A 25,307-nucleotide genomic window follows, 5' to 3' on the forward strand; every position below is an offset into this window, starting at 1 on the left:
CCTTGATGACGGCCACGCCGCCGGCCAGCTTCGCCAGACGCTCCTGGAGCTTCTCGCGGTCGTAGTCGGAGTCGGTGTTGTCGATCTCGGCGCGGATCTGGTTGACCCGGCCGGCGATCTGCTCGGCGTCGCCGGCACCGTCGACGATGGTGGTCTCGTCCTTGGTGACGATGACCTGGCGGGCGCGGCCGAGCTGGTCCAGGGTGGTGGACTCCAGCTTCAGACCGAGGTCCTCGCTGATGACCTGGGCACCGGTCAGGATGCCGATGTCGCCCAGCATGGCCTTGCGGCGGTCGCCGAAGCCCGGCGCCTTGACCGCGACCGAGCGGAACAGACCGCGGATCTTGTTGACGACCAGGGTGGCCAGGGCCTCGCCCTCGACGTCCTCGGCGATGATCAGCAGCGGCTTGCCGGCCTGCACGACCTTGTCGAGAACCGGGAGCAGGTCCTTGTTGGCGGACACCTTGGAGTTGACGACCAGGATGTACGGGTCGTCGAGGACGGCCTCCATACGCTCCGGGTCGGTGACGAAGTACATCGAGGTGAGGCCCTTGTCGAAGCGCATGCCCTCGGTGAGCTCGAGCTCGAGGCCGAAGGTGTTGCTCTCCTCGACGGTGATGACGCCTTCCTTGCCGACCTTGTCCATCGCCTCGGCGATCATCTCGCCGATCTGCGGGTCGCCCGCGGAGATGGAGGCGGTGGAGGCGATCTGCGCCTTCGTCTCCACGTCCTTGGCGAGCTTGGACAGCTCCTCCGACACGCGCTCGACGGCGGCCTCGATGCCCTTCTTCAGGGACATCGGGTTGGCGCCCGCGGCGACGTTGCGAAGACCCTCACGTACGAGAGCCTGGGCGAGCACGGTGGCGGTGGTGGTGCCGTCGCCGGCGACGTCGTCGGTCTTCTTGGCGACCTCCTTGACGAGCTCGGCCCCGATCTTCTCCCACGGGTCCTCGAGCTCGATCTCCTTGGCGATGGAGACACCATCGTTGGTGATGGTGGGGGCGCCCCACTTCTTCTCCAGCACGACGTTACGGCCCTTGGGGCCGAGGGTCACCTTGACGGCGTCCGCGAGCTGGTTCATGCCGCGCTCGAGACCGCGCCGGGCGTCCTCGTTAAACGCGATCATCTTGGCTGCCATACGGCTAACCTCCCAGAGAAAGGGTGGCTTACACCGGACCGAGCCGACGCCCGCGACGGCATGTGGGCCCACGACTCCGTTCGGCGGGCCCCATCGCCTCGATCCAGGATTGGCACTCTCTATGCGTGAGTGCCAACAATCTGTTTAGCACTCTACCCTGTCGAGTGCAAGCCACGATCCGTTGACCTGCGCCGCCCGAGACGGGGACGTCAACTCCTTGTCACGCGGACGTAGATCTCGCGTCACGTCGCCGTACGCCGCACGTCGCCATCGGCCCGCCGGCGGATCCCGCGCCGGGTCCGCCCGCCCGGCCGCGCGCTCACACGGCCGTTCGCCCCGCACCCGCGCTCACACGGCCGTTCGCCCCGTACGCGCGCTCACACGGCCGTTCGCCCCGTACGCGCGAAAGCCCGGCTCACCGGTCGGGGTGAGCCGGGCCAGGCGATGGGGATCCAGCGGACTGCGATACCGCGGGATCCACCGGCCCTTCCCTGCGAATTCACGAAACGGCTACGTCAGACCGCCCGGACGGACTCCGCCTGGGGGCCCTTCTGCCCTTGCGTGATCTCGAACTCGACCCGCTGGCCCTGCTCGAGAGCACGGTAGCCATCCATCATGATCGCGGAGTAATGGACGAACACATCCTTACCACCGTCTACCGCGATGAAGCCGTAGCCCTTGTCCGCGTTGAACCATTTGACGGTGCCCTGCGCCACTTGCGACTCCTCTTACTGGTCTTAAGGACGACGCCCATTCCTCTCGCGAAGTCCTCAATCTCCGGGCGGACTTCGCCACGTCGATCGTTCCGACCATACCTGTGGGAACCGGTAGGGCAACAGAGTCAAGCACCAAACTACTGCTTTACGAGAGCTTTTAGTACGAGAACAAACTTTCACTATCACTATTAGTTAGTTAAGGGTTACATTCCCTATCTATCCCACAAATATGAGCCTGCGTCACAAAAGACGGCACCCGCCCGGCCGGAGCCGGGCGGGTGCCGTGGAGTCGCGGACGCCCCGGGGGCGGCGCGGGGCCGTCAGGGCCGCGCCGGGGCGGGAGAATCAGCCTCCGGCCACCGCCGGGATGATGGAGACCTGGGCGCCGGAGGGCGTGGCCGTGTCGAGGTTGTCGACGAAACGAACGTCCTCATCCCCGACATAGACGTTGACAAAACGTCGGATCTTTCCCGATTCATCAAGAATCCGGGCACCGATCCCCGGGAAGTCCGCGTCGAGCTTCTGAAGAACATCGCGCAGGGTCTCCCCCTCTCCGTTCACCTCGGCGGCACCATCGGTGTAAGTCCGGAGAATCGTCGGAATCCGCACAGAAACGCTCATAATTCAGTACCTTTCACGATTTCTAGGCGATAGCCGCACGGAATGCGTCAAGAGAAGGTCGAATCACCGCGGTCGGGCGGGCCTCCGCGGCCACCGCGTCGAGGGTCTTGAGACCGTCGCCGGTGTTGAGGACCACGGTCTCGGCGTCGGGGTCGAGCCTGCCCGAGGCGACCAGCTTGCGCAGCACTCCGACGACCACGCCTCCGGCGGTCTCGGCGAAGATGCCCTCGGTCCTGGCCAGCAGCCGGATCGCGTCGACGATCTCGGCGTCGGTGACGTCCTCGACCGCGCCGCCGGTGCGGCGGGCGATGTCCAGGACGTACGGGCCGTCGGCCGGGTTGCCGATCGCCAGCGACTTGGCGATCGTGTCCGGCTTGACCGGGCGGATCACGTCGTGGCCCGCCTTGTAGGCGGCGGAGACCGGGGAGCACCCCTCGGCCTGGGCCGCGAAGATCTTGTAGGGCTTGTCCTCGACCAGGCCGAGCTGGATCAGCTCCTTGAAGCCCTTGTCGACCTTCGTCAGCTGCGAGCCCGACGCGACCGGGATGACGATCTGGTCGGGGATGCGCCAGCCGAGCTGCTCGGCGATCTCGTAGGCCAGGGTCTTGGACCCCTCCGCGTAGTACGGCCGGAGGTTGACGTTGACGAAGCCCCACTGGTCACCCAGCTCGTCGCCGATGAGCTCGGAGCAGAAGCGGTTCACGTCGTCGTAGGTGCCCTCGATGCCGATGAGCCTGCCGCCGTACACGGAGGCCATGACGATCTTGGCCTGCTCCAGGTCGGAGGGGATGAACACGCAGGCGTCCAGCCCGGCCCGCGCGGCGGCGGCGGTCACGGCGCCGGCCAGGTTGCCGGTGGAGGAGCAGGACAGGGTGTGGAAGCCGAAGTTGCGGGCGGCCTCGACGGCGATGGCCACCACGCGGTCCTTGAAGGAGTGCGTGGGGTTGCCGGAGTCGTCCTTCACGTGCAGGGAGCGGATGCCCAGCTCGCGGGCGAGGTTGCCGGCGTTGACGAGCTTGGTCCAGCCGGGCGCCATGTTGGGCTTGGTGGCCACGTCCTCGGGGACGGGCAGCAGCGAGCGGTAGCGCCAGATGTTGGTCGGCCCCTCGGCGATCCGCTCCCGGGTCACACGCCCGAAGTCGTACGCGATCTCAAGGGGCCCGAAACACTCGATACAGGCGAAGCTGGGGCCGAGGTCGTAGCGGGCACCGCACTCTCGGCAGGAGAGGGCGACGGCGGGGCCGAAGCGCGGGTCACGCGCGTCGTCGGCACGGCCGGTCGAGGTGGTGGTGTTCTCAGTGGTTGCGAGCGCCATGAAGCGAGGCCTTTCCCTCATCTTCGTCTGGACCACCCTGGTCGCAGACCGGAATTGGCACCTGTCCCGGCCGACCTCGTTCAGATAACGAGTCTTGAACCGGGATGGTTGCCGGGGCTTCGCAGGGCCGGTCCCTCCACCCCTCTGGATGAGCAAATATTCAGTTAGGAACCTGACGCGCAGGTCCCAAGCACTCTACCTCGCCCTGCCGCCCTCCTGACTCCTTGTCTCACTGTGCGAGACACAGCGTGTTATCCAGCGGACAATCGGATCCGGAGCCCCGGTCGCGCGGCACTCGGCACGCGAACTGGACGGCGGGGGCCTCGCCCCTTCCCTCTCGTCGCCGCCGGAAGCGGCCCGCCGGAAGCGGCCCGCCGGAGACGGCCCGCCGGAGCGGTCACGGCACGCTGAACCCCAGCGTGTATCGGCCGGAGCCGCCCGCGGAGAACACCCGGTAGCGGTAGTAACCGGCCGTGCCGGTGTAGGAGATCTTCTCGTCGGGGCCCGCGCCGTTGGAGGTGGCGACGACCGGCCAGCCCGTGCCGTTCCACTTCTGCAGGTACAGATCGAAGTCGGTGCCGTCGGCGCCGTCCAGGCAGCCGTGGTGGACGCCCCTGACGGTCGACCGGTAGTACAGGTTCCGGGGCTGGTAGGCGGACTGGCCGACGGCCAGGGTGCCGGTGTAGGTGTTCGGGAAGCCGGTGCAGGTGCCCGTGACCGGCGGCGGCGGGTTGCCCGCGGTGGTCCTCAGGTCCAGGCCGTAGGCGGTGAGGATCTCGCCGACCGGCTGGAAGTAGGTGGTGCCGCCCTGGCTGCAGTTGCCCGAGCCGCCGGAGGTGACGCCCTGGGCCTGGTCGATGGAGATGAAGGAGCCGCCGGAGTCGCCGGGTTCCGCGCAGACGTTGGTGCGGGTCAGCTGGAGGACGGTGCCCTGGGGGTAGGTGACGCTGGCGTCGCGCTGCTGGATGAGGCCGCAGTGCCAGTCGGTGGTGGAGCCGGACCGGCAGACCGAGGCCCCCTCGATGGCGACGCGGGCGCCGGCGACGGGCACGGTGCCGCCCTCGCCGTTGTCCACCGCCGGGGTGGCCGTCCAGTTGGCGTTGGCCGCGATCCAGGAGTAGTCGTTGACCGGGAAGGACGATCCCCGGAAGGTGCCCTGGGCGACGCGGTTGTAGCCGGTCGTGGTCTCGCCCGTCCTGCCGCAGTGGCCCGCGCTGACGAAGCCGTCCTGGGTGCCCTTGAGAACGGAGAAGCCGACCGAGCATCGGCTGGTGACGCCGATGTAGTAGGCGGTGCCGCCCACCAGGTCGTACAGGGGCAGGGGGAACTCGGTGCTGGGCAGCACGACCACCGCCTCCGAGCTCACCCCCGTGCTCTCGACGAAGTTCTGGGCGTCCTCGGGTTTCGAGGAGAGGACGACCACCTTGTTGCTCTTCACGTCGACGAAGCGAGCGCTCGACACGAGCGGCTGCGGCGGCAACGTGGTGTCGAGCTCCTTCTTGATCTCCGAGAGCTCCGCCAGCGACCTGGGGACGACCTCGGCCGCGGCTCCCGCGGCGAGGATCTCGGGGATGTCGGCGGCGTCGGTGGTGGCCACCACCAGGGTGTGCGCGCTGTTCCCCCGGAGCCAGGTGCCGCCGAAATCGGGGCCGAGCCTCCTGCTCATCTGCAGCGCGATGGGGGTCAGGCGGGCCTCGTTGAGCAGGCGGGCCCGGGCCTGGGCCGGGGTCAGCCCCAGGTCGCGCTCAAGCGCCTCCAGCATGCCCGGCGGCGGTTGCAACGCGCCCGACACGACCGGCACGGCGGTGGCCGCGGACGGGGTGCCGACCGCGGCGGGGACACCCCTCGCCTCGCGTTGGGCACCGGCCGGCAGGGCGGCCAGGGCGAGCGCGGTGACCGTCAGGACGCATGCCGTGGTGACAGCGTGTCTGCGGGGCATGTGATCTCTCCTCGACCTCGGCTTTCAGAGCGTGAGGGGAGATGGCCATCTGTCACCGATCGATCACGTGACGTGGGCAACGCCACCCTAGATCAGGTGAGGTCGTCGAAGCCGCGCGCCACGCGGAGGGCGTTCTCGAACGGCTCCCACCGGCCGTTCCGGGCCCGGCACCGCTCGGACCCACCGCGGCCTCGGCCGGGGAGCCCTGCCCGGGAGGGAGGGGCAGCCGCTCAGCCTCCCGCGCCCGGCCGGGAAGGACGGGCGTCCGCCTCAGAAGCCGTAGGCGTCGCCCAGGGCGCCCTGGACGTACTTGCGCGCCTGGTGGATGCGCGACTTGGCGGTGCCCAGCGGGATGCGCAGCTGCTCGGCCACCTCGTTGTAGTCGAGCTGGCAGATGTCGCGCAGCACCAGCGCCTGGGCCAGGTCAGGCTTCTCGGCCTCCAGCGCCTCCATCGCGTCGAGCAGGTCCAGCCGGGACCCGGCGATGACGCTCACCCGGGCGACGTCCGGCTTCTGCAACGGCAGCTCGTCCGAGCTCTGCTCGGCGGCGCGGCGCTTCAGCGATCGGTAGGTGGTCCTGGCGCAGTTGGCGGTCACGATGTGCAGCCAGGTGCTGAACCGGGCACGGCCCTCGAAGCGGCCGATGTTGCGCGCCACCGCGAGCAGGGTGTCCTGGCAGGCCTCCTCGGCGTCCTGCCGGAAGGGGAGGATCCGCCCGCAGTGCCGCAGCACGGCCGGCTCGATCCGCCTCAGCAGCTCACCGAGAGCGCGGTGGTCACCTTGGGCGGCCGATCGGGCCAGTTCCTCGGTCATCTCGTCCAGCGCCATCACGGGCCCCCATCAGCGGTCACGGTCGCTGGACATCCTACGGTCGGGGATCGCGGATGGTGACCCTCCCTCCGCGCCACAAAAAGGGTGATACACCGGGGCTCATCACTCCACCTGCTGACAAGAGCTGACACAATTCGATGGACGCCGTTCCTTCCTTGACCTGAAGAGCAGGGACATCCCCACAAGGTGCCGGTTAACCTTGGGGGTCTCCACGCTCAAGGAGAATCGATGAGCGCGATCCTGGTTGCCTCCAACCGCGGCCCCGTCTCCTTCACCCTCTCCGAAGACGGTTCGCTGTCCATGCGCAGGGGAGGTGGCGGCCTGGTCTCCGGCCTCTCGGAGGTCGCGAGAGATCTCAACGTCCTGTGGGTCTGCGCGGCGCTGTCCGACGGCGACCGCGGCGCCGTGCGGCTGGCGCCCGGCGGCCGGCTCGACCAGGCGGGCTACGACACCGGCGCGTTGCGGATGCTCGACATCCCCCCCGCGACCTTCCACCGCGCGTACAACGCGGTCGCCAACTCCACCCTCTGGTTCGTCCACCACCTCCTCTACGACATCCCCAACAGGCCGCACTTCGACGCGAGGTTCCGCCGGGAGTGGGAGTCGTACCAGTCCTACAACGAGGCGTTCGCGATGGCGCTGGCCGAGGAGGCCCCGCACGGGGCGCGGGTGATGGTGCAGGACTACCACCTGAGCCTGGTCCCGGCCATGCTCAGGGGGGAGCGCCCCGACCTGCGGGTGGCGCACTTCTCGCACACCCCGTGGGCGCCGCCCGAATACTTCAACCTGCTCCCCGACGACGTCGCGACCGAGCTCCTGGAGGGCATCCTGGGTGCCGACCACGCGGGTTTCCTGACGGCCCGCTGGGGCGGGGCGTTCATGGACTGCTGCGAGACGGTGCTCGGCGCGCGGGTCGACCGCGGGGAGCGTACGGTCACGCACGCGGGCAGGACCAGCCGGATCGGCACCCACAGCCTGGGCGTGGACGGCAAGGCGCTCTGGACCAGGGCGTCGGAACCCGACGTGGAGTCCCACATGGCCGCGCTCCGCGCCCAGGTGGGCGACCGCAGGCTGATCGTGCGGATCGACAGGACGGAGCTGTCGAAGAACATCGTGCGGGGCCTGACCGCCTACAAGCAGTTCCTCGCGACCCACCCCGAGTGGCACGGCCGCGTCACGCACCTCGCCTTCGCCTACCCCTCCCGGCACGACCTGCCCGAGTACCGCGAGTACACCGCGGCGGTCCAGCGCTGCGCCGAGGAGATCGAGGACGAGTACGCCACCGAGGACTGGGACCCGCTGATCCTCAACGTCAACGACGACTACCCCCGCTCGCTGGCCGCCTACCGGCTGGCCGACGTGCTGCTGGTCAACCCGATCCGCGACGGCATGAACCTGGTGGCCAAGGAGGGGCCGATCCTGTCTCCGCACAGCGCGCTGGTGCTGTCGCGGGAGGCGGGTGCCGCCGCCGAGCTGGGCGAGCACGCGCTGACGGTCAACCCCTACGACGTCTCGGCCACGGCCGCCGCGCTGTACGCGGGCCTGACGATGCCCTCGGACGAGCGCGCCAGGAGGAGTGTGCTGCTGGCCGCCGCGGCGACCGCGCTCCCCCCGCACCGCTGGTTCGCCGAGCAGCTCGACGCCCTCGGGTGACACCCCGACCCCTTAAGCGGATTTAGCCCGGTATGAGATAGTTTTTGCGGCTATTTCACTTTTCTGGGGTACGGGAGACCGAGTTGACCGCGATCGCGCCCGTCCGGCTGATCCGCGACCGCGCGACCTGGCTGATCTATCTCCAGCTCGGCGTCTTCGCCACCTACCTGTACGGCCTCAGCGCCGCGCTCCCGCTGCTCCGCCTCGACCAGGGCCTGTCCCAGGCGGTCGCCGGGCTGCACGGGACGGCGATGGCCGTCGGCGGCATCGTCACCGGCCTCGTCCTGCCCTGGCTGACCGGCAGGATCGGCCGCCGGGCCGTGAGCTGGACCGGCATGGCCGGGATGAGCGCCGGCACGCTCATGGTCGCGGCGGCCCCCACCACGCTGCCGGTCACCCTGCTCGGCTACGGCATCGCCAGCGGGATGTCCTCGATCGTCCTGTACTCGGGCATGGCCGCGCTCGACGACCGCCACGGCCCCGCGGGCCCGGCGGCGATCAGCGAGGCCAACGCCGTCTGCGTGACCGTCGGCATCGGGGTTCCCTTCGTGGTCAGCGCCGCCGCGCAGAGCGCCCTCGGCTGGCGGGCCGCGCTGCTGGTCACCCCGGTGCTGGCCGCGCTGCTCGCGCTGGTCATGGGGCGCGTACGGTTCCCCGAGCCCGGCGGCGCCTCCGGCGGTGCCGCCATGGAGGTCCAGGACCGCTTCGGCTGGCGGTTCTACCTGGCCGCGGCCGTGCTGTTCTGCTGCGTCGCGATGGAGTTCTGCTTCAACCTGTGGGCGGCCAAGCTGTTCTCCGACCAGACCGGGCTGCCCGCGGCGGTGGCCGCGACCGCGGTCGCGGCGTTCACCGCCGGGATGGCGGCCGGGCGGCTGACCGGGGCGTGGCTCGCCCTGCGGATCACCCCGACCGTGCTGTTCCTCGGGGCCCTGCTGGTCGCGGCCGCCGGGTGGGCGATCTTCTGGCTGAGCACGAACCCGGTGTTCTCCTACGCGGGCCTGGCCGTGTCGGGGCTGGGGGTGGCGCTGCACTTCCCGATGGCGCTGTCCCGGGTGCTGGCCGCCTCCGGCGGGCGGCGGGACCGGGCCTCGGCCATGGCCTCGGTCTTCGCCGGGCTGGCGGTGGGGATCGGGCCGTTCCTGCTGGGCGCGCTGGCCGACGGGTTCGGCACCCAGCGGGCGTTCCTGATGGTCCCCGCCCTGATCGGGCTGGCCGTCGGAGGGCTGCTGATCACCGCGGGCGGACGCCCGCGGGCGGGCGCCGGCCAACCCGCCTGAACGGGCGCGGGCGGACGGGCGTTCCCGGGCGCGTACGAACCCTGCCCGGGCGGACGTGAGCCCGGTCCGGGCGGACGTGGGTCCTGCCCGAGCGGACGTGAGCCCGGCCAGAACGGACGTGAACCTGGCCCGAGCGGTACCGGCGCCCCGGAGGCGGGACGCCCTACGCCTCGCCCTACGCCTCGCTCTCGACGGCGTCGGCGATCGAGGTGAGGAGCTCCAGGACCCCCCGGGGCCCGTCCACCACGATGTCGGCCTCCACCTCGATCTCGGGCGACCCGCTGAACACCGTCACGCCCGGCAGCCCGGAGGCCCGCACGGCCGCGAACGCCGGGAGGTCCCCCAGGTCGTCCCCGGCGAACAGCACCGACCTGGCGGCCCGCTCGCGCAGGAAGGCGTCCAGCGCCACTCCCTTGTCCATTCCGGGCGGGCGCAGCTCCAGCACGAACTTGCCCGGCTCCACCGCCAGCCCCGCCTCGGCGGCCAGCGCGGCGACCGGCTCGCGCAGCGCGTCGAGCGTCGCCCACGGGTCGGCGGCCTGCCGGGTGTGCACGGCCACCGACCGCTCCTTGTCCTCGATCCTGACCCCGTCGATCCCCGCCACCAGCGGGACGAGCCCGGTGCGGGCGAGGTCGAGGCCCGGATGGACGGGCGGCGCGGCGAGCGCCCCCGCCTCCCAGCGTTCGAGGCCGTAGTGCCCGAGCACGACCAGCCCCGGCACACCGGCCAGGGAGCCGTACTCCACGGCCGTGGCCGCCGGGCGGCCGGTCACGATCACGACGGCGCCGATCAGGCGGCCGAGCCGCTCCAGCACCTCGGACCCGCCGGGGTGGATCCTGGCCGCCGCGGGGTCGGCGACGATCGGGGACAGCGTGCCGTCGAAGTCGAGCCCGATCACCGCTCCCGCCGGGTCGGCGGCGATCGCCTTCAGCCCGTCGGACGTATTCGTCGTCATGCTCGTCTGACCCTCTCCGCAGTCTCGACCGTCACGCCGGCTCCGCTCTCGCGATCGCCCGCCCGACCGGTCGTACCCGGAGATCAGCGACGCAAGCCCATTTTTCGGGCGGCGCGGTCGCGGCGGCGGGTCTCGCGGAGCCTGCGCAGGCGCTTGACCAGCATCGGGTCGTGGGCGAGCGCCGCGGGCAGGTCGATGAGCTCGCTGAGCAACTGGTAGTAGCGCGTCGCGGAGATGTCGAAGGCCTCGCGGACCGCCTGTTCCTTGGCGCCCGCGTAGCGCCACCACTGACGCTCGAAGGCGAGCAGCTCGCGCTCCCTGTCGGTGAGATCCCTCGACACGGGCTCCGGAGCGGCGCTGTCACCGGAATCCGGCACGGTGTCCATTGCCTCCTCCTCCCTCGGGGTGCGTGGCGATCGCACCGCGTACGTGCGGCCCGAAGTCAGGATAGTCCGGAATTTCGCGCTGTTCATGACGGATGCGGGGACGTACAGTCACCAGATGTGACCTCTGTCATCAGCCTTCTCACCGACTACGGACTGGAAGACGGCTACATCGCCGCATGTCACGGCGTGATCGTCGGAATCTCTCCGGAGTCGCGAATCATTGACGTGTGCCATCTGGTCCCCTCGGGGGACGTGCGGCGCGGTGCGGCGATCCTGGCCCAGACGATCGCCTACCTTCCTCCCGGCGTGCACGTCGCCGTGGTGGATCCCGGGGGCGGCGGCTCGCGCAGGGCCGTGGCCGTCGAGGCCGGCGACCACATGTTCCTGGGCCCGGACAACGGGCTGCTGTCGTGGGCGATCCACGCCAGCGGGGGCGCGCGTGCCGCCTACGAGCTCTCCAACAGGGAGCTCTTCCTGAAACCGGTCTCGCCCACCTTCCACGGGCGCGACCTCTTCGCCCCGGTGGCGGCGCACCTGGCGATCGGGTGCCATCCGTCCGAGCTCGGCCCGGAGATCCCGCTGGAGCGGCTCGTCTCGCTGCCCGCGCCCACCTCCACCATCCAGGAGGGCTACGTCGAGGGGGAGGTGCTCTCGATCGACCGGCACGGCAACGCCCAGCTGTCGATCGGCTCCGGCGACCTGGAGACGCTGGACGTCTCACCGGGGGACACGCTGGTGGTCTGGCTGGGCAGGCGGCGGATCTCGGTGCCGTTCAAGGAGACCTTCGCCGCGGTCCCGCCCGGGGAGGTCGTGGCCTTCACCGACTCGGCCGGGCTGGTCGCTCTGGCGGTCAACTCCGGCGACGCCTCCCAGCGGCTGGGCCTGCCGCCCGGAGCCCACGTGCGCCTCTCCCCCGCGCCCTGACATGCGCAACAAACGCGATTTAAGAGGAAATCATCCTACGCGTCGACCCATTTAGCGAAGTGTCTTTCCTGTCGGAATTCTGATTCCACCTTGATTACGCATGACGGAATTCCCGCGACGTTTCCCGATCCCCCCTGAAAAATGACGACGTGTCGTTCTCCCCGTCGCCTCCGGCGGGCCCTCACCGCGGCGGTTCCGCCCTGGAGCAGGCCCTTCCCGCCCCGCCGCCCGCCGGAAGACCCCCCTCGGCCGGACATGCGAGCTGACCTGGCAATTAACGAATTCGACGGGGTGTGACAGGTCGAGCGCACCCGGATCGGACCCGTGATCGACCGAGTTTCGTTCGGCCACAAGGCCGCGATCATTGCCACAAGCTGACCATTCTTGACCCTCCAGAAAGCATGTCGCTGGATAGTCTCACTCCCGTTACTTTGAGTAGCCGCGTGCAGACGGTCCGTTCCAGAGGCCCCAGACACTGCCGCGACGATTTCCTTCCAGGGGGAACCACAATGATTCGTCGTCTTCTCATCACCTCCGCGTGTGTCGGCATCGCCGTCATCGCACCGGCCGCGGTCGCGTCCGCGTCCACCTCCTCCACCTCCTCGGCCAAGGTCACCGCCACGTCGGTCGTCAAGGCCGCCGCCAAGGCCAAGGCCGCCAAGAAGTCCTCCGACTGCTGCGGCGGCGTCGGCGTCGTCAGCGGCGCCGCGTCCTTCGTCCCGACGAGCACCGTCACGTACGGCGCCACCGTCATCCCCACGGCCGTGGCCAGCGGCTGCGGCGGCGGCATCTATGGCGGCGGCATCTACGGCGGCGGCATCTATGGCGGCGGCATCTACGGCGGCGGCATCTACGGGGGCGGCTGCTACGGCGGCGGCATCTACGGGGGCGGCGTCTATGGCGGCGGCGTCTACGGGGGCGGCGTCTTCGGCGGCGGCGGCTTCGGCGGCGGCGGCTTCGGCGGGGGCCTCTTCGGCCGCGGCGGCAACACCATCGGCGGCGGCGGCAACATCATCAGCAGCGGCAGCGGAATCGGCCACGGCGTCGGCATCGGCGGCCTTGTCGGCATCGGCGGCATCGGCGTCGACATCCTCTAGCAGGACAGACGTTCTGCGATAGAGCGGTAGAGCGAGAAGGGCGCGGTCCCCACAACTCCATGTGGGGCCGCGCCCTCCGCTGTTTCCGGGACTCCGCTCCCGCCGCGTCCCTACACGTGGATCACGTCGTGGGTCTCGGCGAAGTGGCAGGCGCTCGCGTGCGCGGTGCCGGGCCGGATCTGCAGCAGCGGCTCCTCGACGGCGCAGATCTCCTGGGCCTTCCAGCACCGTGTGCGGAACCGGCAGCCCGACGGCGGGTTGGCGGGAGAGGGCGGGTCACCCTGCAGGATGATCCGCTCACGCCGCTCGCGCCCCTCGGGGTCGGGCACCGGGACGGCCGACAGCAGCGCCTGGGTGTAGGGGTGCGCCGGCCGGTCGTAGATCTCGACGTCCTTGCCGATCTCCACCATCTTGCCCAGGTACATCACGCCGACGCGGTCGGAGATGTGCCGGACCACCGACAGGTCGTGGGCGATGAAGACGTACGCGAGGCCGAGTTCGTCCTGCAGCCGCTCCAGCAGGTTGACGACCTGCGCCTGGATCGACACGTCCAGCGCGGAGACCGGCTCGTCACAGACGATGATCTCCGGCTGGAGCGCCAGCCCGCGGGCGATCCCGATGCGCTGGCGCTGGCCGCCGGAGAACTGGTGCGGGTAGCGGTTGATGTGGTCGGGGTTGAGGCCCACCACCTCGAGGAGTTCCTGGACCTTGCGGCGCCGGTCGCCCTTGGGGGCGACCTCCTTGTGGATCTCGAACGGCTCGCCGATGATGTCGCCCACGGTCATCCGGGGGTTCAGCGAGGTGTACGGGTCCTGCATGACCATCTGGATGTTGCGGCGGGCCCGCTTGAGGTTGCCGCGCCTGGCGTCGGCGATCTCCTGGCCGTTGATCCTCACCGAGCCCGAGGTCGGCCGCTCCAGCGCCATCAGGAGCTTGGCCAGCGTGGACTTGCCACATCCGGACTCGCCCACGATGCCGAGCGTCTCGCCCCGGCGCAGGTCGAAGGAGACCCCGTCGACGGCCTTGATCGCGCCGATCTGCTTGCGCAGGACGACGCCCTGGGTCAGCGGGAAGTGCTTGACCAGGTCGCGGACCTCAAGGATCGGCTCACCCGTGGCTGCCATCGAGGACCTCCCTCCAGTAGTGACACGCGCTGCCGCGCGTCGGGCCGATCTCGTACAGCGGCGGCGCGTCGACGACGCAGTTGTCCTGACGGTACGGACAGCGGGGATGGAAGGCGCAGCCCGTGGGCATGTCGAGCAGGTTCGGCGGCATGCCCTTGATGGCGTACAGCTCCTGCCCCTTCTGGTCGACCCGGGGAATCGAGTCGAGCAGGCCCTTGGCGTACGGGTGGGCGGGCCTGCGGTAGATGTCGTGCACGAGGGCGTTCTCCACGATCCGCCCGCCGTACATGACCGCGATCTTGTCGGCGACGTCGGCGACCACGCCGAGGTCGTGGGTGATCAGGATCAGGCCCATGTTGCTCTCGCGCCGCAGCTCGCCCAGGAGCTCCATGATCTGGGCCTGCACCGTCACGTCGAGGGCGGTGGTCGGCTCGTCGGCGATCAGCACCTCGGGGTCGAGCGCGATCGACATCGCGATCATGATGCGCTGGCGCATGCCCCCGGAGAACTGGTGGGGGTAGTCGTGCACCCGCTGCCTGGCGGCGGGGATGCGGACCCGGTCCATCAGCTCGATCGCCTTCTTCTGGGCGTCGCGCTTGGAGGCGCCCCGGTGCACCCGGAACATCTCCCCGATCTGGGCCCCGACGGTGAACACCGGGTTCAGCGCGGAGAGCGCGTCCTGGAAGATCATCGCGATCCGCCGGCCGCGCACCTGGGTGCGGGCCTCCTCGGACAGCTCCAGCAGGTTCGTGCCCCGGAAGCGGATCTCGCCCCTGGGGACGCGGGCCGGCGGGGAGTCGAGGATGCCCATGATGGCCTGCGCGGTCACCGACTTGCCCGAGCCGGACTCGCCGAGCACCGCGAGCGTCTCACCGGCGTTCAGCGAGTAGCTGACCCCGTTGACCGCCTTGACCACGCCCTGCCTGGTCACGAACTCCACGTGCAGGTCGTCGACGGCGAGCAGCGGCTCGCTGCCCGGCGCCTCCCTGGACGGCACCACCGGCGTTGAGGTCTTCTTCACGGGTCCCCCTACCGCAGCTTCGGGTCGAGGGCGTCGCGGACGGCGTCGCCCAGCATGATGAAGGCCAGCACCGTCAGGCTCAGGAACAGCGCCGGGAACAGCAGCGCCCACGGAGCCTCCAGGAAGCGCTCCCTGGCGTCGGAGATCATGAGCCCCCAGGAGATGTCGGGCGAGCGCAGGCCCACGCCGAGGAAGGACAGACCGGCCTCCGCGGCGATGAAGTAGCCCAGGTTGATCGTGGCGACCACGATCACCGAGGCGACCGCGTTCGGCAGGATGTGCCGGAACATGATCCTCGACGCGGAGGCGCCGAGCGCCCTCGCCGCGAGCACGTAGTCCTGGCTCTTGGCGGTGATCACCGCCGCCCTCATGATCCGGTACGTCATCGGCCAGGTCAGCACGGCCAGCGCGAGCATGACGGTCCACACGTTGCCCGTGCGGAAGACCGCCAGGATGAGCAGGGCGCCGAGGATCGACGGGATCGCGAAGAAGATCTCCGTGAGCCGGGAGAGCAGGGTGTCCAGCGGGCCGCCCCTGAACCCGGCGACGAGGCCGAGCAGGCCGCCCACCAGCGCGGTGACGATGGTCGTGGCCAGGCCGACCACGATCGAGTTGCGGGCGCCGTAGATGGTGCGGGCGTAGATGTCGCAGCCGAGGTTGTCGGTGCCGAACCAGTGCGCCGCGCCCATGCCCAGCCGGGCGTCGCCCAGGTTGCAGCTCTTGGCGTCGAACGGGTTCACCGAGGTGAACAGCGAGGGGAACGCCGCCATGACGACCAGGACGGCGATGAGGAGGGACGCCCCGATGAAGAGCGGGCGGCGGCGCAGGTCGTACCAGGCGTCGCCCCACAGGCTCGCGGCCTTGGGCGCCTTGGCGCCCTTCGCGCCCCTCCTGGGCCTGCCGTGCTTGGGGTTCCCGGTCTGCCCTCCGGCCGGGACAAGAGTGTCACTCATAGCGGATCCTCGGGTCGAGCACGGCGTAGAGCAGGTCGACGACCAGGTTGGCAAGGATGTAGATCAGCACCAGGATGGTCACGATGCCGACGACCACCGGCTGCTCGCGCAGGTACACGGAGCTGAAGAGCTGCTGGCCGATTCCCGGCAGGTTGAAGATCGTCTCGGTGATCACCGCGCCGCCCATCAACGTGCCGAGGTCGGCGCCCAGGTAGGTGACGAGCGGGATCAGCGCGTTGCGCAGCGCGTGCCGCCCGACGACCCGGTTCCTGGGCAGGCCCTTGGCCACCGCGGTGCGGATGTAGTCGGCGCGCAGGATCTCCACCAGGCTGTTCCTGGCGAGCCTGGTCAGGTAGGCGATCGACGTCCCGGCGAGCACGAAGCCGGGCAGCAGGTAGCTGCGCCAGCCCTCCGTCACGCCCGCGACGGGGAAGAGGTCGATCCCGGCCTGCTTGAGCTTCACGCCCAGCAGCAGCTGGAGCACGAAGCCGGTCACCAGGGTGGGGATGGAGATCAGCACCAGGGTGGAGGCGAGGATCATCGAGTCGCTGGCCTTGCCGTGACGCAGCGCCGCGTACAGGCCGAGCCCCACGCCGATGACGGCCTCCATCACCAGCGCGGTCGCCGCCAGGTTGATGGTCACCTGGAACTTGCCGGCCATGATCTCCCCGACTCCGACGCCGGCGAAGGTGGTACCGAAGTCGCCGTTGAACAGGCCGACGACGTAGTACCAGTACTGCACCAGGAACGGGTCGTTCAGGTGGTACTGCTCGCGCAGGATGGCGACGATGTTGGGGTCTACCCGCTTCTCGCCCGCCAGCGCCGCGATGGGGTCACCGGGCAGCGCGAAGACGATGGCGTAGATGAGCAGGGTGGCGCCGATGAGGACTGGTATCGACTGGATCAGACGCCTGAGGATGTAACGGCCCATTCGTATCTCCCGTAGGTGCCCGGGGGCGATCTCGCGGGCCGGCGGGTCGCGCGGCGCCGCGAGATCGTTCCGGGCGACCGATGGGGCCGGGCTCCCGCCCGGCCCTCAACCGATCGTCAGCTGGCCTTCTCGACCTCGGTCCACTCGACCTGGTTGAGAAGATTGATCTTGACGCCCTTGACGTGCTGGGAGAACGCGGCGTTGGTCCGGTAGAAGTACACCGGAATGTACGGCAGTTCCTTGATCAGGATGTCGTCGGCCTGCTGGTAGAACTTCAGGCCCTCCTCCTGCGTCGCGGCGGTGTCACCCTTGGCCAGGAGCTCGTCGAACTCCTTGTTCGACCAGCCGGCGTAGTTGGAGCCGGTCTTGATCGCGACGGTGGAGAAGATCGGCGTCAGGTAGTTCTCCGCCGACGGGTAGTCGATCGCCCAGCCCATGCGGAACATGCCGCCGTAGGTCTTCTTGTCGAGCTCGTCGAGAATCGAGGCGAACTTCTCGAAGGGCTTGACCGTCACCTCGATGCCCAGGTTGGCGCGGAGGCTGTTCGCGACGGCCTCGATCCACTCCTTGTGCGGGCCGTCGGTGTTGTAGCCCAGCTCCAGCGTCTTGGGGCCGTTGTTGGCGGCGTACTGCTCCTTGGCCTTGGCGGGCTCGTAGCTGCAGGCCGCGCAGGCGCCGGCGCGGTAGCCGTCGAGGAGGGGGTTGATGAAGTCGTCCGCCGGGGCGCGCGTGCCGGAGAAGACCTTGTCGGCGATGGTGGCGCGGTCGATGGCCATGGAGATGGCCTCGCGGATCTTCACGTTCGCGTACGTCTTGTTGTACTGCAGCGGGAAGCCGATGTAGCCGACGCCGGCGTCCGCCTCGTCCAGGTAGCGCTCGCCGAGCTCCGACTTGGCCCGCGCGATCGCCGACGGGGGCAGCGAGTCGTGGACGTCGAGGTTGCCCGCGGCCAGGTCGTTGAACGCGGTCTCCGGGCTCGTGTAGAGCTTGAACTGGAGCTTGGTGAACTTCGGCTTCGTCCCGGCGAACTTGTCGTACCGGGTGAGGTCGATCGTCTGGTCGGTGCCCTTGTTGTAGGGCTTGTCGATCTGGAAGTAGCCCTGGCCGATCGGCTTCTTGGCGAACTCCTCGGTGACCTTGCCGTCGGGGCCGAAGGCCGCCTTGGGCAGCGGGTAGAACGCCGTGTAGCCGAGCATCGTCTTGAACTGGGAGAACGGTTTGGTGAGGGTGACGGTGAAGGTGCTCTCGTCGACGACCTTGAGGCCCTTCATCTCCTTGGTGGAGACGGTCTGGCCCTCACCGGGGTTCAGGTCGGCCCAGCCGTCGACCCGCGCGAAGAAGCCGTTGGCGCCCTGGACGTTGTCCTGGTTGGCGGCGTAGTTCCACGCGTCGACGTAGTTCTGCGCGATCAGCTTCTCACCGTTGTGCCAGGTGTATCCCGGCTTGAGCTTGATCGTCCATGTCGTGTTGTCGGTCGACTCGATCGACTCGGCGACCTCGTCCACGACCTGCTTGTTCTCGTCGTAGCCGACCAGCGGGGCGAAGATGGCGGCCAGGACCTCGGAGCCCTCGGACTCGGTGGTGTCACCGGGGTAGAAGAGCTTCTGCGGCTCGCCGAGCTCCATGCGCACGGGCTGGTCGCCCGCGGCCGTCCCGCCGTCCGACGGCGTCGAGCTGCCGCACGCGGTCAGCGCGAGGGCGAGCAACGCGGTGCCGGCGGTGAGCCGCGCACCCTTAGTAACACGCATTGCGGTAAATCCTCCCTTTGCAGGCTTGCGTCGACACTGGGTCCGTGGCCCGAGCACCGCGAAGGAGGATCTTGTGGTCCCTGCTTCCCGCTGTTCCGGTCCGGGTGCTGACGCCACACCGATCGATCGCGACTATTCCCTACCGCTCCACACCGACTTATATCTGTGATGTTGCAGTTCGGTCACGCATGAACCGATTCGGCGTCACATACCTGCCAACTCGACGAGGTCAAGATCCCGGATGTGTATGAAAACGACATCCAGGCACACGTAGGACATGAACGGTCACGCCAAAAATACCCCCGCACCGACACTGCTCGCATCCGTTACCCTCCTATGACCCTGACCTGGGCCTGCGCTGACGTGATCGCCGAAGACCCGGTCTCGCGGAGGAGAACCGCGCAATTGCCCTGGAACCTGTTGCCCGGGGATCCCGTCCAATGTGTGCGGCGGACCCCCGCCGCAGGCACTTCATCCACTCGCATCCAATAGAGTCCTTGCCATGAGCCAGCCGGAATCCGCGATCGCGGGCCCCCAGGCGGGCGGCCCGAGTAACGGCACCCCCGAGCAGGGGCAGGAGCCGCTGGCCAAGCTCGCCGCGCGCCACGGACTTCGGCGTGCCATCGCACGCCCCAGTCTGTTCGTCTACATGCGTCAGTTGTGGGAACGACGACACTTCGTCATGACGTACGCCACGTCGCGCAACGTCTCGAAGTACAGCAACTCGGCCCTGGGCCAGCTGTGGCAGGTCATCACGCCACTGCTCAACGCCGCCATCTACTTCCTGATGTTCGGCCTGATCCTCGGCGCGAGCAAGGGCATCGAGAACTACCCGGCCTTCCTCATCACCGGGATGTTCGTCTTCACCTACACCCAGCGCTCGGTGAGCGGCGGCGCCAGGGCGATCTCCGGCAACCTGTCGCTGATCCGCGCCCTGCACTTCCCGCGCGCCGCGCTCCCGCTCGCCTACACGATCCAGGAGTTCCAGCAGCTGCTCATCTCCATGGGCGTGTTGTTCGGGCTGGTGCTGCTCACCCAGGAACCCGTCACCCTGTTCTGGCTGCTGATCCCGGTCGCCCTGCTGCTGCAGACCATGTTCAACATCGGCGCGAGCCTGGTGCTCGCCCGGTTCGGCTCCACCGCACGCGACCTGAACCAGCTGCTGCCCTTCATCATGCGCACCTGGCTCTACGCCTCCGGCGTCTTCTTCTCCATCAAGGACAAGGTCGGCCCCGGCGGCGCCGGCCTCCCCCAGTGGGTCGCCGACGTCATGTATTTCAACCCCGCCGCCGCGTACATCGAGCTCATGCGGGACCTGCTCATGGATAGCCACCCGCCCCGCCCCTACATCTGGGCGGTCTGCGTATTCTGGGCGGTGTTCGCTCTGCTCGGCGGGTTCTGGTACTTCTGGCGAGCCGAGGAGAAGTACGGCCGTGGCTGAGTTGACCGAGGAGCTGTCCCGAGTGAAGGCCGAGGAGCCCGCCGTGCCGAGCACGGACGTCAGGGTGCACCCCAACCCGGAACCCGCCCGCGCGCCCGCCGACGAGCGCGAGGGCACACCCACGGTCATCGTGGACGACCTGCACATCATCTACCGGGTGTACGGCGCGGCCAGCGACACGGAGAAGGGCAACGCGGTCAACGCCCTCATGCGCCTCGTCAAGCGCCAGGGGCGTCCGCAGATGAAGGAGGTCCACGCCGTGCGCGGCGTGTCCTTCGTGGCCCGCCACGGCGACGCCATCGGCATCGTCGGCCGCAACGGCTCCGGCAAGTCCACCCTGCTGCGCGCCATCGCCGGCCTCCTGCCCCCGCACTCCGGCGCCGTCTACACCGACGGCCAGCCCTCCCTGCTCGGCGTCAACGCCGCGCTGATGCGCGAGCTCACCGGCGAGCGCAACATCGTGCTCGGCTGCTACGCGATGGGCATGAACCCCGCGCAGGTCAAGCAGAAGTACGACGACATCGTCGACTTCTCCGGCATCGGGGAGTTCGTGCAGTTCCCCATGTCGACCTACTCCTCGGGCATGGGCGCCAGGCTCCGCTTCGCCATCGCCTCGGCCAAGTCCCACGACGTGCTGCTCATCGACGAGGCCCTGGCCACCGGCGACCGCGAGTTCCGGCGCAAGAGCCAGGACCGCATCAAGAAGATGCGCGACGAGGCCGGCACCGTCTTCCTGGTCGCCCACAACCTCGACGTGATCGAGGAGACCTGCAACCGGGTCATCTGGCTGCACAAGGGCAAGATCAGGATGGACGGCGACCCGCAGACGGTCCTCGCCGCCTACAACAAGGTCTGACCGCGACCAGCGTCCGGCCACCCGGCCCGCGGAACGCCACGGGCCGCACGCACGGCGCCCGAAGCCGCGTCCTCGGAACACGCGGCGGCGGCCGGACGCCACACCCCCGAACGCACGGCGCCCGATCACTACGGGTCCGATCGCAGGGCAGGATGAGGAGCGACCGACAAGACGCTTCCATCGGAGGTGAATCGTGTCCACGCGGCCACCGATTCCGTACGACTTCCTGCCCCAGGTCCCCGCGCTGACCGTCGAGAGCGACGACGTCCGCGACGGCGAGCGCATGGCGGAGACCCACGCGTTCAACGACTGGGGTTTCACCGGCCAGAACGTCTCCCCCCACCTGCGCTGGTCCGCCGGCCCCGAGGGCACCCTCAGCTACGCCGTGACGTGCTTCGACCCCGACGCCCCCACCGGCAGCGGGTTCTGGCACTGGCTGCTGTTCGACATCCCGGCCGACGTGACCGAGCTGCCCGCCGGCGCGGGAGCGGGCGACGGCGGCGTGGGCGTGCACGGGCGCAACGACTACAGCCACAACGCCTACGGCGGCGCCGCGCCGCCGCCCGGACCCCCGCACCGCTACATCTTCGCGGTGCACGCCCTCGACGTGGAGAAGCTCGGCCTCGGCCCCGACACCCCGCCCGCCGTGGTGGGCTTCAACATCACCGCCCACACCCTGGCCCGCGGATACGTGACGCCCGAATACCAGAACTAGAAATCACGGTACGTCCCGGGGTGGGACACGGGAGGCAATGGACTGACAGCGTGTTCGGTGTTCCGGTATGATTCGAACGTTGTTTCGATCCAAGGAAGCCGTCATGGAGTGGGGGCGCGCGATGCGAGAGCTGTCCACCGCGATCGACCACCTGTCCGTCGAGGACCCGTCAGAGATTCCGCGTCTCCAGCTGACCGAGCAGCTCATCGAGCTGCACTGGCAGATGGCCAGACTCCAGGCCGAGATCGCCCGTCGCACCTCCGTGCGGGGCCCGGGCCGCTGAGGCGGCGGAAACCGGCCGGTGCGCACCGGCCGGTTTCCCTGCCGTCCACGAGCCACCACCGGCGTCACCCGCGATCCGCGGGCCACCGGAGGCCGCCGGGGGCGGGTCAGGCCGACAGCCGCCGGGGGGCGACGGCGGGTTCGAGGGGAGACTCGAAGGGGAAGCGGTCGGCGAAGGCCGGCCGCAGGTCGGTGAGCCACACGGCCTTCGGGTCGTACCTCGCGAAGAAGGGGCGTCCGACCAGTTCCGGATCGCGCGCCTGGATGAGGTGGAGCACGAAGACCTTCTGCCCCGCGACCTCCGCGACGCCGTCCACGCAGACCTTGCCGGGCGTGGCCGACATCGACGGGCCCCGCACGGTGCGGCACAGCCCGGAAACGCTCGCGTAGGCGTCCCTGAAGATCTCGTAGGCCCTGGCGAGCGGCACCGCGAAGTAGTCCTGCGGGCCGGTGTCGCGCTCGACGAACATGTAGTACGGGATCATGCCCATGGTCAGCTGCCTGCGCCACATGGACGACCAGGTCCCGGGGTCGTCGTTGATCGACCGGATCAGCGGCGCCTGCGTCCTGACGACCGCGCCGGTGGCCGTGATCCCCGCGACGGCGGCCTCGACGACCGGGAGGTCCATCTCCCGTGGATGCGAGAAGTGCGCCATGAAGGCCAGGTTCTTGCCCGCGTCGACCACGGAGGCGAACAGGCGGAGCGTGTCGTCGCTGTCGGGGTCGGAGACGAACCGCTGCGGCCAGTAGGCCAGCGACTTGGTGCCGATGCGGATCGACTCCAGCTGCTCGATGCCGAGCAGCGGCTCCAGATAGCGGCGGAGCACCGGCTCACCCATGATCATGGGGTCTCCGCCGGTGAGCAGCACGCTGGTCACCTCGGGGTGGTCCTTGAGATAGCGGACGAGGGCGTCGACGTCGTCGGAGGCGAACTTCAGGTCGGGCTCCCCGATGAACTGGGCCCACCGGAAGCAGTAGGTGCAGTAGGCGTGGCACGTCTGCCCCTGCTTGGGGAAGAAGAGCACCGTCTCAGGGTATTTGTGCTGCATGCCGGGCACCGGCTCCATGCCGACGCGCGGGACGTTGAGGTCGAGCTGACCGGCGGGGTGCGGGTTGAGCCGCATCCTGACCTTGTTCGCCGCCGCCTGGATCTCGGCGTTCCCCGCGCCGTCCCGCAGCAGGCCCGCCAGCCTGGTGACGTCCGCCTCGGGCAGCATGTCCTCCTGGGGAAAGACCAGCCGGTAGATGGGGTCCTCGGGGACGGCCGACCAGTCGATGAGCTGATCCACCACGTAGGCGTTGGTGCGGAAGGGCAGCACCGTCGCCACCGCCCTGATCCGCAGCCGCTCGTCGTCACCCAGACCGCCCCTGCGCAGCAGGTCGTCGAGGTGTTTCGCGGTGTACGCCCTGAACCCGCGCTTGGAAGCTTCGCTCAAGATCACCAATCCTTTGCTGAGATTTCTGTCCTTACCGGTAAACCTCGCCAGCCTTTCGCGCGTCACGAACGTGTTACATACCGGACGTAAACCGACCTATGGCCGGTTCCATATCTCGGCGATTTCTTCCTCTGCAGGATGTCGCGATATATCTTGAATAGTCGTACACTCGCAGTCATGACGTCCCATGACCCCGTTCTGCGCGCCTCCGACGCCGACCGCGACCATGTGGCCGCGGTGCTGGGTGAGGCGTTCGCCACCGGCCGCCTGACCAGCGTCGAGCACGCCGACCGGCTGGCGGCCGCCTACACCGCCGTCACGACGGACGACCTCGTCCCCATCACCCGCGACCTGCCCGACATCACCGCGCCCGCCCGCGGGGTCGCCTCCGAGCGGCAGGAGGTCGCCGCCGTCTTCAGCAAGGTCGTGCGCGGCGGGCGCTGGATCGCCGGGCGGCACACCGCGCTACGGGCCACCTTCGGCGCGCTGGTCGTCGACCTGTCCGACGCGGTGCTGCCGGGCCGGGAGATCACCCTTGAGGTCAACTCCTACTGCGGCAAGCTGATCGTCAGGGTCCCCCGCGATGCCCACGTCATCGACGAGGTGGGCGCGCTGTTCGCCAAGCGCAGCATCTCCGGCGGCACGGGCGACGGGGACGGCCCGGTCATCAGGGTCGTCGGCCGCGCCACCTTCGGCAAGATCATTGTCTCCCGGGAGAGAAGCGACTGGAATCTCCCCGGCACTCCCTGATCGGCCCCACGGGACGATCCGGTCCCAACCCCGCCTACGATGCGGACAAACCATCCCGCACGAGGTGACCGCTTGCCAGAGACCGACGCCCCCGGCGCCCTGCCGATCGCCCTGGACGCGATGGGCGGCGACCACGCCCCCGACGAGATCGTGGCGGGAGCCGTGCGGGCGGTGCGAGAGCACGGGATCTCCGTCGTGCTCGTCGGCGCCCCCCGGCCCCTGTCCGAGGCGCTCTCCCGGTACGACGCGACCACCGAGATCCCGATCGTCCGCGCCGAGGAGGCCCTGGCCATGGACGAGGGCGCCCTCGCCAGCCTGCGCCGCCCGCGTTCCAGCATCGCCGTCGCCTGCCACCTCGTACGGCGAGGCGACGCCTGCGCCGTGGTCTCCGCCGGTTCCACCGCGGGGATCGTGGCCACGGGCAAGCTCAGGCTCCGCGGCCAGCCGGGAGTGCTCAGGCCCGCCATCGCCGTCGCCCTGCCGACCAGGCCCACCCCGACCGTCCTGCTGGACGCCGGGGCGAACGCCGAGGTCAAGCCGGAGATGCTGGTGCAGTTCGCCCACCTCGGCGCCGCCTACGCGGAGACCGCGCTGGGCGTCGAGCACCCCAGGATCGGCCTGCTGACCATCGGCAGCGAACCGGAGAAGGGCAACAAGCTCGTCAAGCGGGCCCACGAGCTGCTGTCGGCCGCCCCCGGGCTCGACTTCACGGGCAACATCGAGGGCCACGACCTGCTCACCCGCACCGTGGACGTCATCGTCGCCGACGGCTTCACCGGAAACGTGGCGCTCAAGACCATGGAGGGCAGCGTCCGCTACGCCTTCGCCGAGCTCCGCGAGACGATCAACGAGAGCCGGACGGCCAGGGTGGGCGGCCTGCTGCAGAAGAGGCGCATCAAGGAGCTCTACCGGCGGCTCGACCCCGAGGTCCACGGCGGGGCCGTGCTGCTCGGCCTGAACGGCACCGTGGTCATCGCGCACGGCGCCTCCCACGCCAAGGGGGTGAGCTCCGCCTGCGTGCTCGCGGCCAGGCTGGCCCAGGAGGGCGTGGTGAACCGCATCGGCGAGCGTCTGGCCTCCACCCACCGCCCGCACCGCCTCTGGTGACCCTCCGGTCCACACCTCGCCCGCGGGCCGCTCACCCAGAGTGACATTTTCGGCGTATCGGGTGGTACCCGCTCATCGCGTTCTCCGGTCC

The 25,307-nt window shown here is 69.3% G+C and carries 24 protein-coding genes and 1 riboswitch; of the genes, 10 read left to right on the forward strand and 14 right to left on the reverse strand.

The features are described 5' to 3' along the window. The 6 genes from groL to AC5L38_RS42305 form a co-directional block, all read right to left on the reverse strand. On the reverse strand, positions 1–1,138 hold a 1,138-nt coding region (gene groL, locus AC5L38_RS42280; protein ID WP_495248465.1), incomplete at its 3' end, for a chaperonin GroEL. A gap of 515 nt (positions 1,139–1,653) precedes the next feature. Then, on the reverse strand, positions 1,654–1,854 hold the full coding sequence (locus AC5L38_RS42285) for a cold-shock protein (RefSeq protein ID WP_012895270.1): 201 nt from the start codon (positions 1,852–1,854) through the stop codon (positions 1,654–1,656). Positions 1,855–2,199: 345 nt separating this feature from the next. After that, positions 2,200–2,475 carry a MoaD/ThiS family protein gene (locus AC5L38_RS42290; protein ID WP_389921594.1) on the reverse strand — a complete coding sequence of 92 codons (276 nt, stop codon included), beginning with the start codon at positions 2,473–2,475 and terminating at the stop codon, positions 2,200–2,202. Positions 2,476–2,497: 22 nt separating this feature from the next. Next, positions 2,498–3,790: a threonine synthase gene (gene thrC, locus AC5L38_RS42295; RefSeq protein ID WP_495248466.1), complete on the reverse strand. Its 1,293-nt coding sequence runs from the start codon at positions 3,788–3,790 to the stop codon at positions 2,498–2,500. 14 nt (positions 3,791–3,804) lie between these two features. Next, positions 3,805–3,945: riboswitch (SAM riboswitch) on the reverse strand. 242 nt (positions 3,946–4,187) lie between these two features. Next, complete coding sequence (locus AC5L38_RS42300) at positions 4,188–5,729, reverse strand: S1 family peptidase (protein ID WP_495248467.1); 1,542 nt, start codon at positions 5,727–5,729, stop codon at positions 4,188–4,190. A 270-nt stretch (positions 5,730–5,999) separates the two neighbouring features. Further along, a complete protein-coding gene (locus AC5L38_RS42305) occupies positions 6,000–6,557 on the reverse strand; it encodes an RNA polymerase sigma factor (RefSeq protein WP_389921587.1) in 558 nt (185 codons plus the stop codon). A 231-nt stretch (positions 6,558–6,788) separates the two neighbouring features. Between AC5L38_RS42305 and AC5L38_RS42310 the strand changes: the two genes are divergently transcribed. Next, the gene (locus AC5L38_RS42310) at positions 6,789–8,213 is read left to right on the forward strand and encodes an alpha,alpha-trehalose-phosphate synthase (UDP-forming) (RefSeq protein ID WP_495248468.1); all 1,425 of its coding nucleotides are present in this window, start codon (positions 6,789–6,791) and stop codon (positions 8,211–8,213) included. Positions 8,214–8,296: 83 nt separating this feature from the next. Beyond that, the gene (locus AC5L38_RS42315) at positions 8,297–9,490 is read left to right on the forward strand and encodes an MFS transporter (protein WP_495248469.1); all 1,194 of its coding nucleotides are present in this window, start codon (positions 8,297–8,299) and stop codon (positions 9,488–9,490) included. Between the two features lie 175 nt (positions 9,491–9,665). Here the strand turns inward: AC5L38_RS42315 and otsB are convergent, their stop codons facing one another. Then, positions 9,666–10,445 (reverse strand): trehalose-phosphatase, encoded by a 780-nt coding sequence (gene otsB / locus AC5L38_RS42320; protein ID WP_495248470.1) that lies wholly within the window; start codon positions 10,443–10,445, stop codon positions 9,666–9,668. 83 nt (positions 10,446–10,528) lie between these two features. Beyond that, entirely contained in the window at positions 10,529–10,831 is a 303-nt protein-coding gene (locus AC5L38_RS42325; RefSeq protein ID WP_495248471.1) for a DUF3263 domain-containing protein, read from the reverse strand. Between the two features lie 117 nt (positions 10,832–10,948). Between AC5L38_RS42325 and AC5L38_RS42330 the strand changes: the two genes are divergently transcribed. Next, entirely contained in the window at positions 10,949–11,755 is an 807-nt protein-coding gene (locus tag AC5L38_RS42330) for an SAM hydrolase/SAM-dependent halogenase family protein (protein ID WP_495248472.1), read from the forward strand. Positions 11,756–12,264: 509 nt separating this feature from the next. Next, positions 12,265–12,852, forward strand: coding sequence for a hypothetical protein (locus tag AC5L38_RS42335; RefSeq protein WP_495248473.1), 588 nt, complete (start codon positions 12,265–12,267; stop codon positions 12,850–12,852). 110 nt (positions 12,853–12,962) lie between these two features. Here AC5L38_RS42335 and AC5L38_RS42340 read toward each other — a convergent pair whose 3' ends face one another. The 5 genes from AC5L38_RS42340 to AC5L38_RS42360 all read right to left on the reverse strand — a co-directional run bounded on the left by AC5L38_RS42340 (position 12,963) and on the right by AC5L38_RS42360 (position 18,629). Next, positions 12,963–13,976, reverse strand: a complete 1,014-nt coding sequence (locus AC5L38_RS42340; protein WP_495248474.1) for an ABC transporter ATP-binding protein — start codon at positions 13,974–13,976, stop codon at positions 12,963–12,965. Next, on the reverse strand, positions 13,960–14,997 hold the full coding sequence (locus AC5L38_RS42345; protein ID WP_495248475.1) for an ABC transporter ATP-binding protein: 1,038 nt from the start codon (positions 14,995–14,997) through the stop codon (positions 13,960–13,962). Before AC5L38_RS42345 ends, AC5L38_RS42340 begins: the two co-directional genes overlap by 17 nt. 8 nt (positions 14,998–15,005) lie before the next feature. Continuing rightward, complete coding sequence (locus AC5L38_RS42350; RefSeq protein ID WP_495248476.1) at positions 15,006–15,950, reverse strand: ABC transporter permease; 945 nt, start codon at positions 15,948–15,950, stop codon at positions 15,006–15,008. Further along, positions 15,943–16,881 carry an ABC transporter permease gene (locus tag AC5L38_RS42355; RefSeq protein ID WP_495248477.1) on the reverse strand — a complete coding sequence of 313 codons (939 nt, stop codon included), beginning with the start codon at positions 16,879–16,881 and terminating at the stop codon, positions 15,943–15,945. The genes AC5L38_RS42350 and AC5L38_RS42355 overlap by 8 nt, the downstream gene beginning before the upstream one ends. A gap of 116 nt (positions 16,882–16,997) precedes the next feature. Further along, the gene (locus AC5L38_RS42360; RefSeq protein ID WP_495248478.1) at positions 16,998–18,629 is read right to left on the reverse strand and encodes a peptide ABC transporter substrate-binding protein; all 1,632 of its coding nucleotides are present in this window, start codon (positions 18,627–18,629) and stop codon (positions 16,998–17,000) included. 502 nt (positions 18,630–19,131) lie between these two features. On the opposite strand from AC5L38_RS42360, the gene AC5L38_RS42365 reads away from it, so the two are divergent. The 4 genes from AC5L38_RS42365 to AC5L38_RS42380 all read left to right on the forward strand — a co-directional run bounded on the left by AC5L38_RS42365 (position 19,132) and on the right by AC5L38_RS42380 (position 21,924). Next, entirely contained in the window at positions 19,132–20,070 is a 939-nt protein-coding gene (locus AC5L38_RS42365; RefSeq protein ID WP_495248479.1) for an ABC transporter permease, read from the forward strand. Next, entirely contained in the window at positions 20,063–20,926 is an 864-nt protein-coding gene (locus tag AC5L38_RS42370) for an ABC transporter ATP-binding protein (protein WP_495248480.1), read from the forward strand. The genes AC5L38_RS42365 and AC5L38_RS42370 overlap by 8 nt, the downstream gene beginning before the upstream one ends. Before the next feature lie 193 nt (positions 20,927–21,119). Continuing rightward, positions 21,120–21,641: a YbhB/YbcL family Raf kinase inhibitor-like protein gene (locus AC5L38_RS42375; protein ID WP_495248481.1), complete on the forward strand. Its 522-nt coding sequence runs from the start codon at positions 21,120–21,122 to the stop codon at positions 21,639–21,641. Positions 21,642–21,744: 103 nt separating this feature from the next. Further along, on the forward strand, positions 21,745–21,924 hold the full coding sequence (locus AC5L38_RS42380; RefSeq protein WP_329086969.1) for a hypothetical protein: 180 nt from the start codon (positions 21,745–21,747) through the stop codon (positions 21,922–21,924). A 106-nt stretch (positions 21,925–22,030) separates the two neighbouring features. Here the strand turns inward: AC5L38_RS42380 and AC5L38_RS42385 are convergent, their stop codons facing one another. Next, positions 22,031–23,365: a KamA family radical SAM protein gene (locus AC5L38_RS42385; RefSeq protein ID WP_495248482.1), complete on the reverse strand. Its 1,335-nt coding sequence runs from the start codon at positions 23,363–23,365 to the stop codon at positions 22,031–22,033. Positions 23,366–23,536: 171 nt separating this feature from the next. Here AC5L38_RS42385 and AC5L38_RS42390 point away from each other — a divergent pair, with 171 nt between their 5' ends. Together AC5L38_RS42390 and plsX are read left to right on the forward strand one after the other, a co-directional pair. Further along, complete coding sequence (locus tag AC5L38_RS42390; protein WP_495248483.1) at positions 23,537–24,109, forward strand: DUF1707 SHOCT-like domain-containing protein; 573 nt, start codon at positions 23,537–23,539, stop codon at positions 24,107–24,109. A gap of 72 nt (positions 24,110–24,181) precedes the next feature. Further along, complete coding sequence (gene plsX, locus AC5L38_RS42395; protein ID WP_495248484.1) at positions 24,182–25,216, forward strand: phosphate acyltransferase PlsX; 1,035 nt, start codon at positions 24,182–24,184, stop codon at positions 25,214–25,216. The last annotated feature ends 91 nt before the right edge of the window (positions 25,217–25,307 follow it).

It is taken from the genome of Streptosporangium nanhuense, from assembly GCF_059358815.1.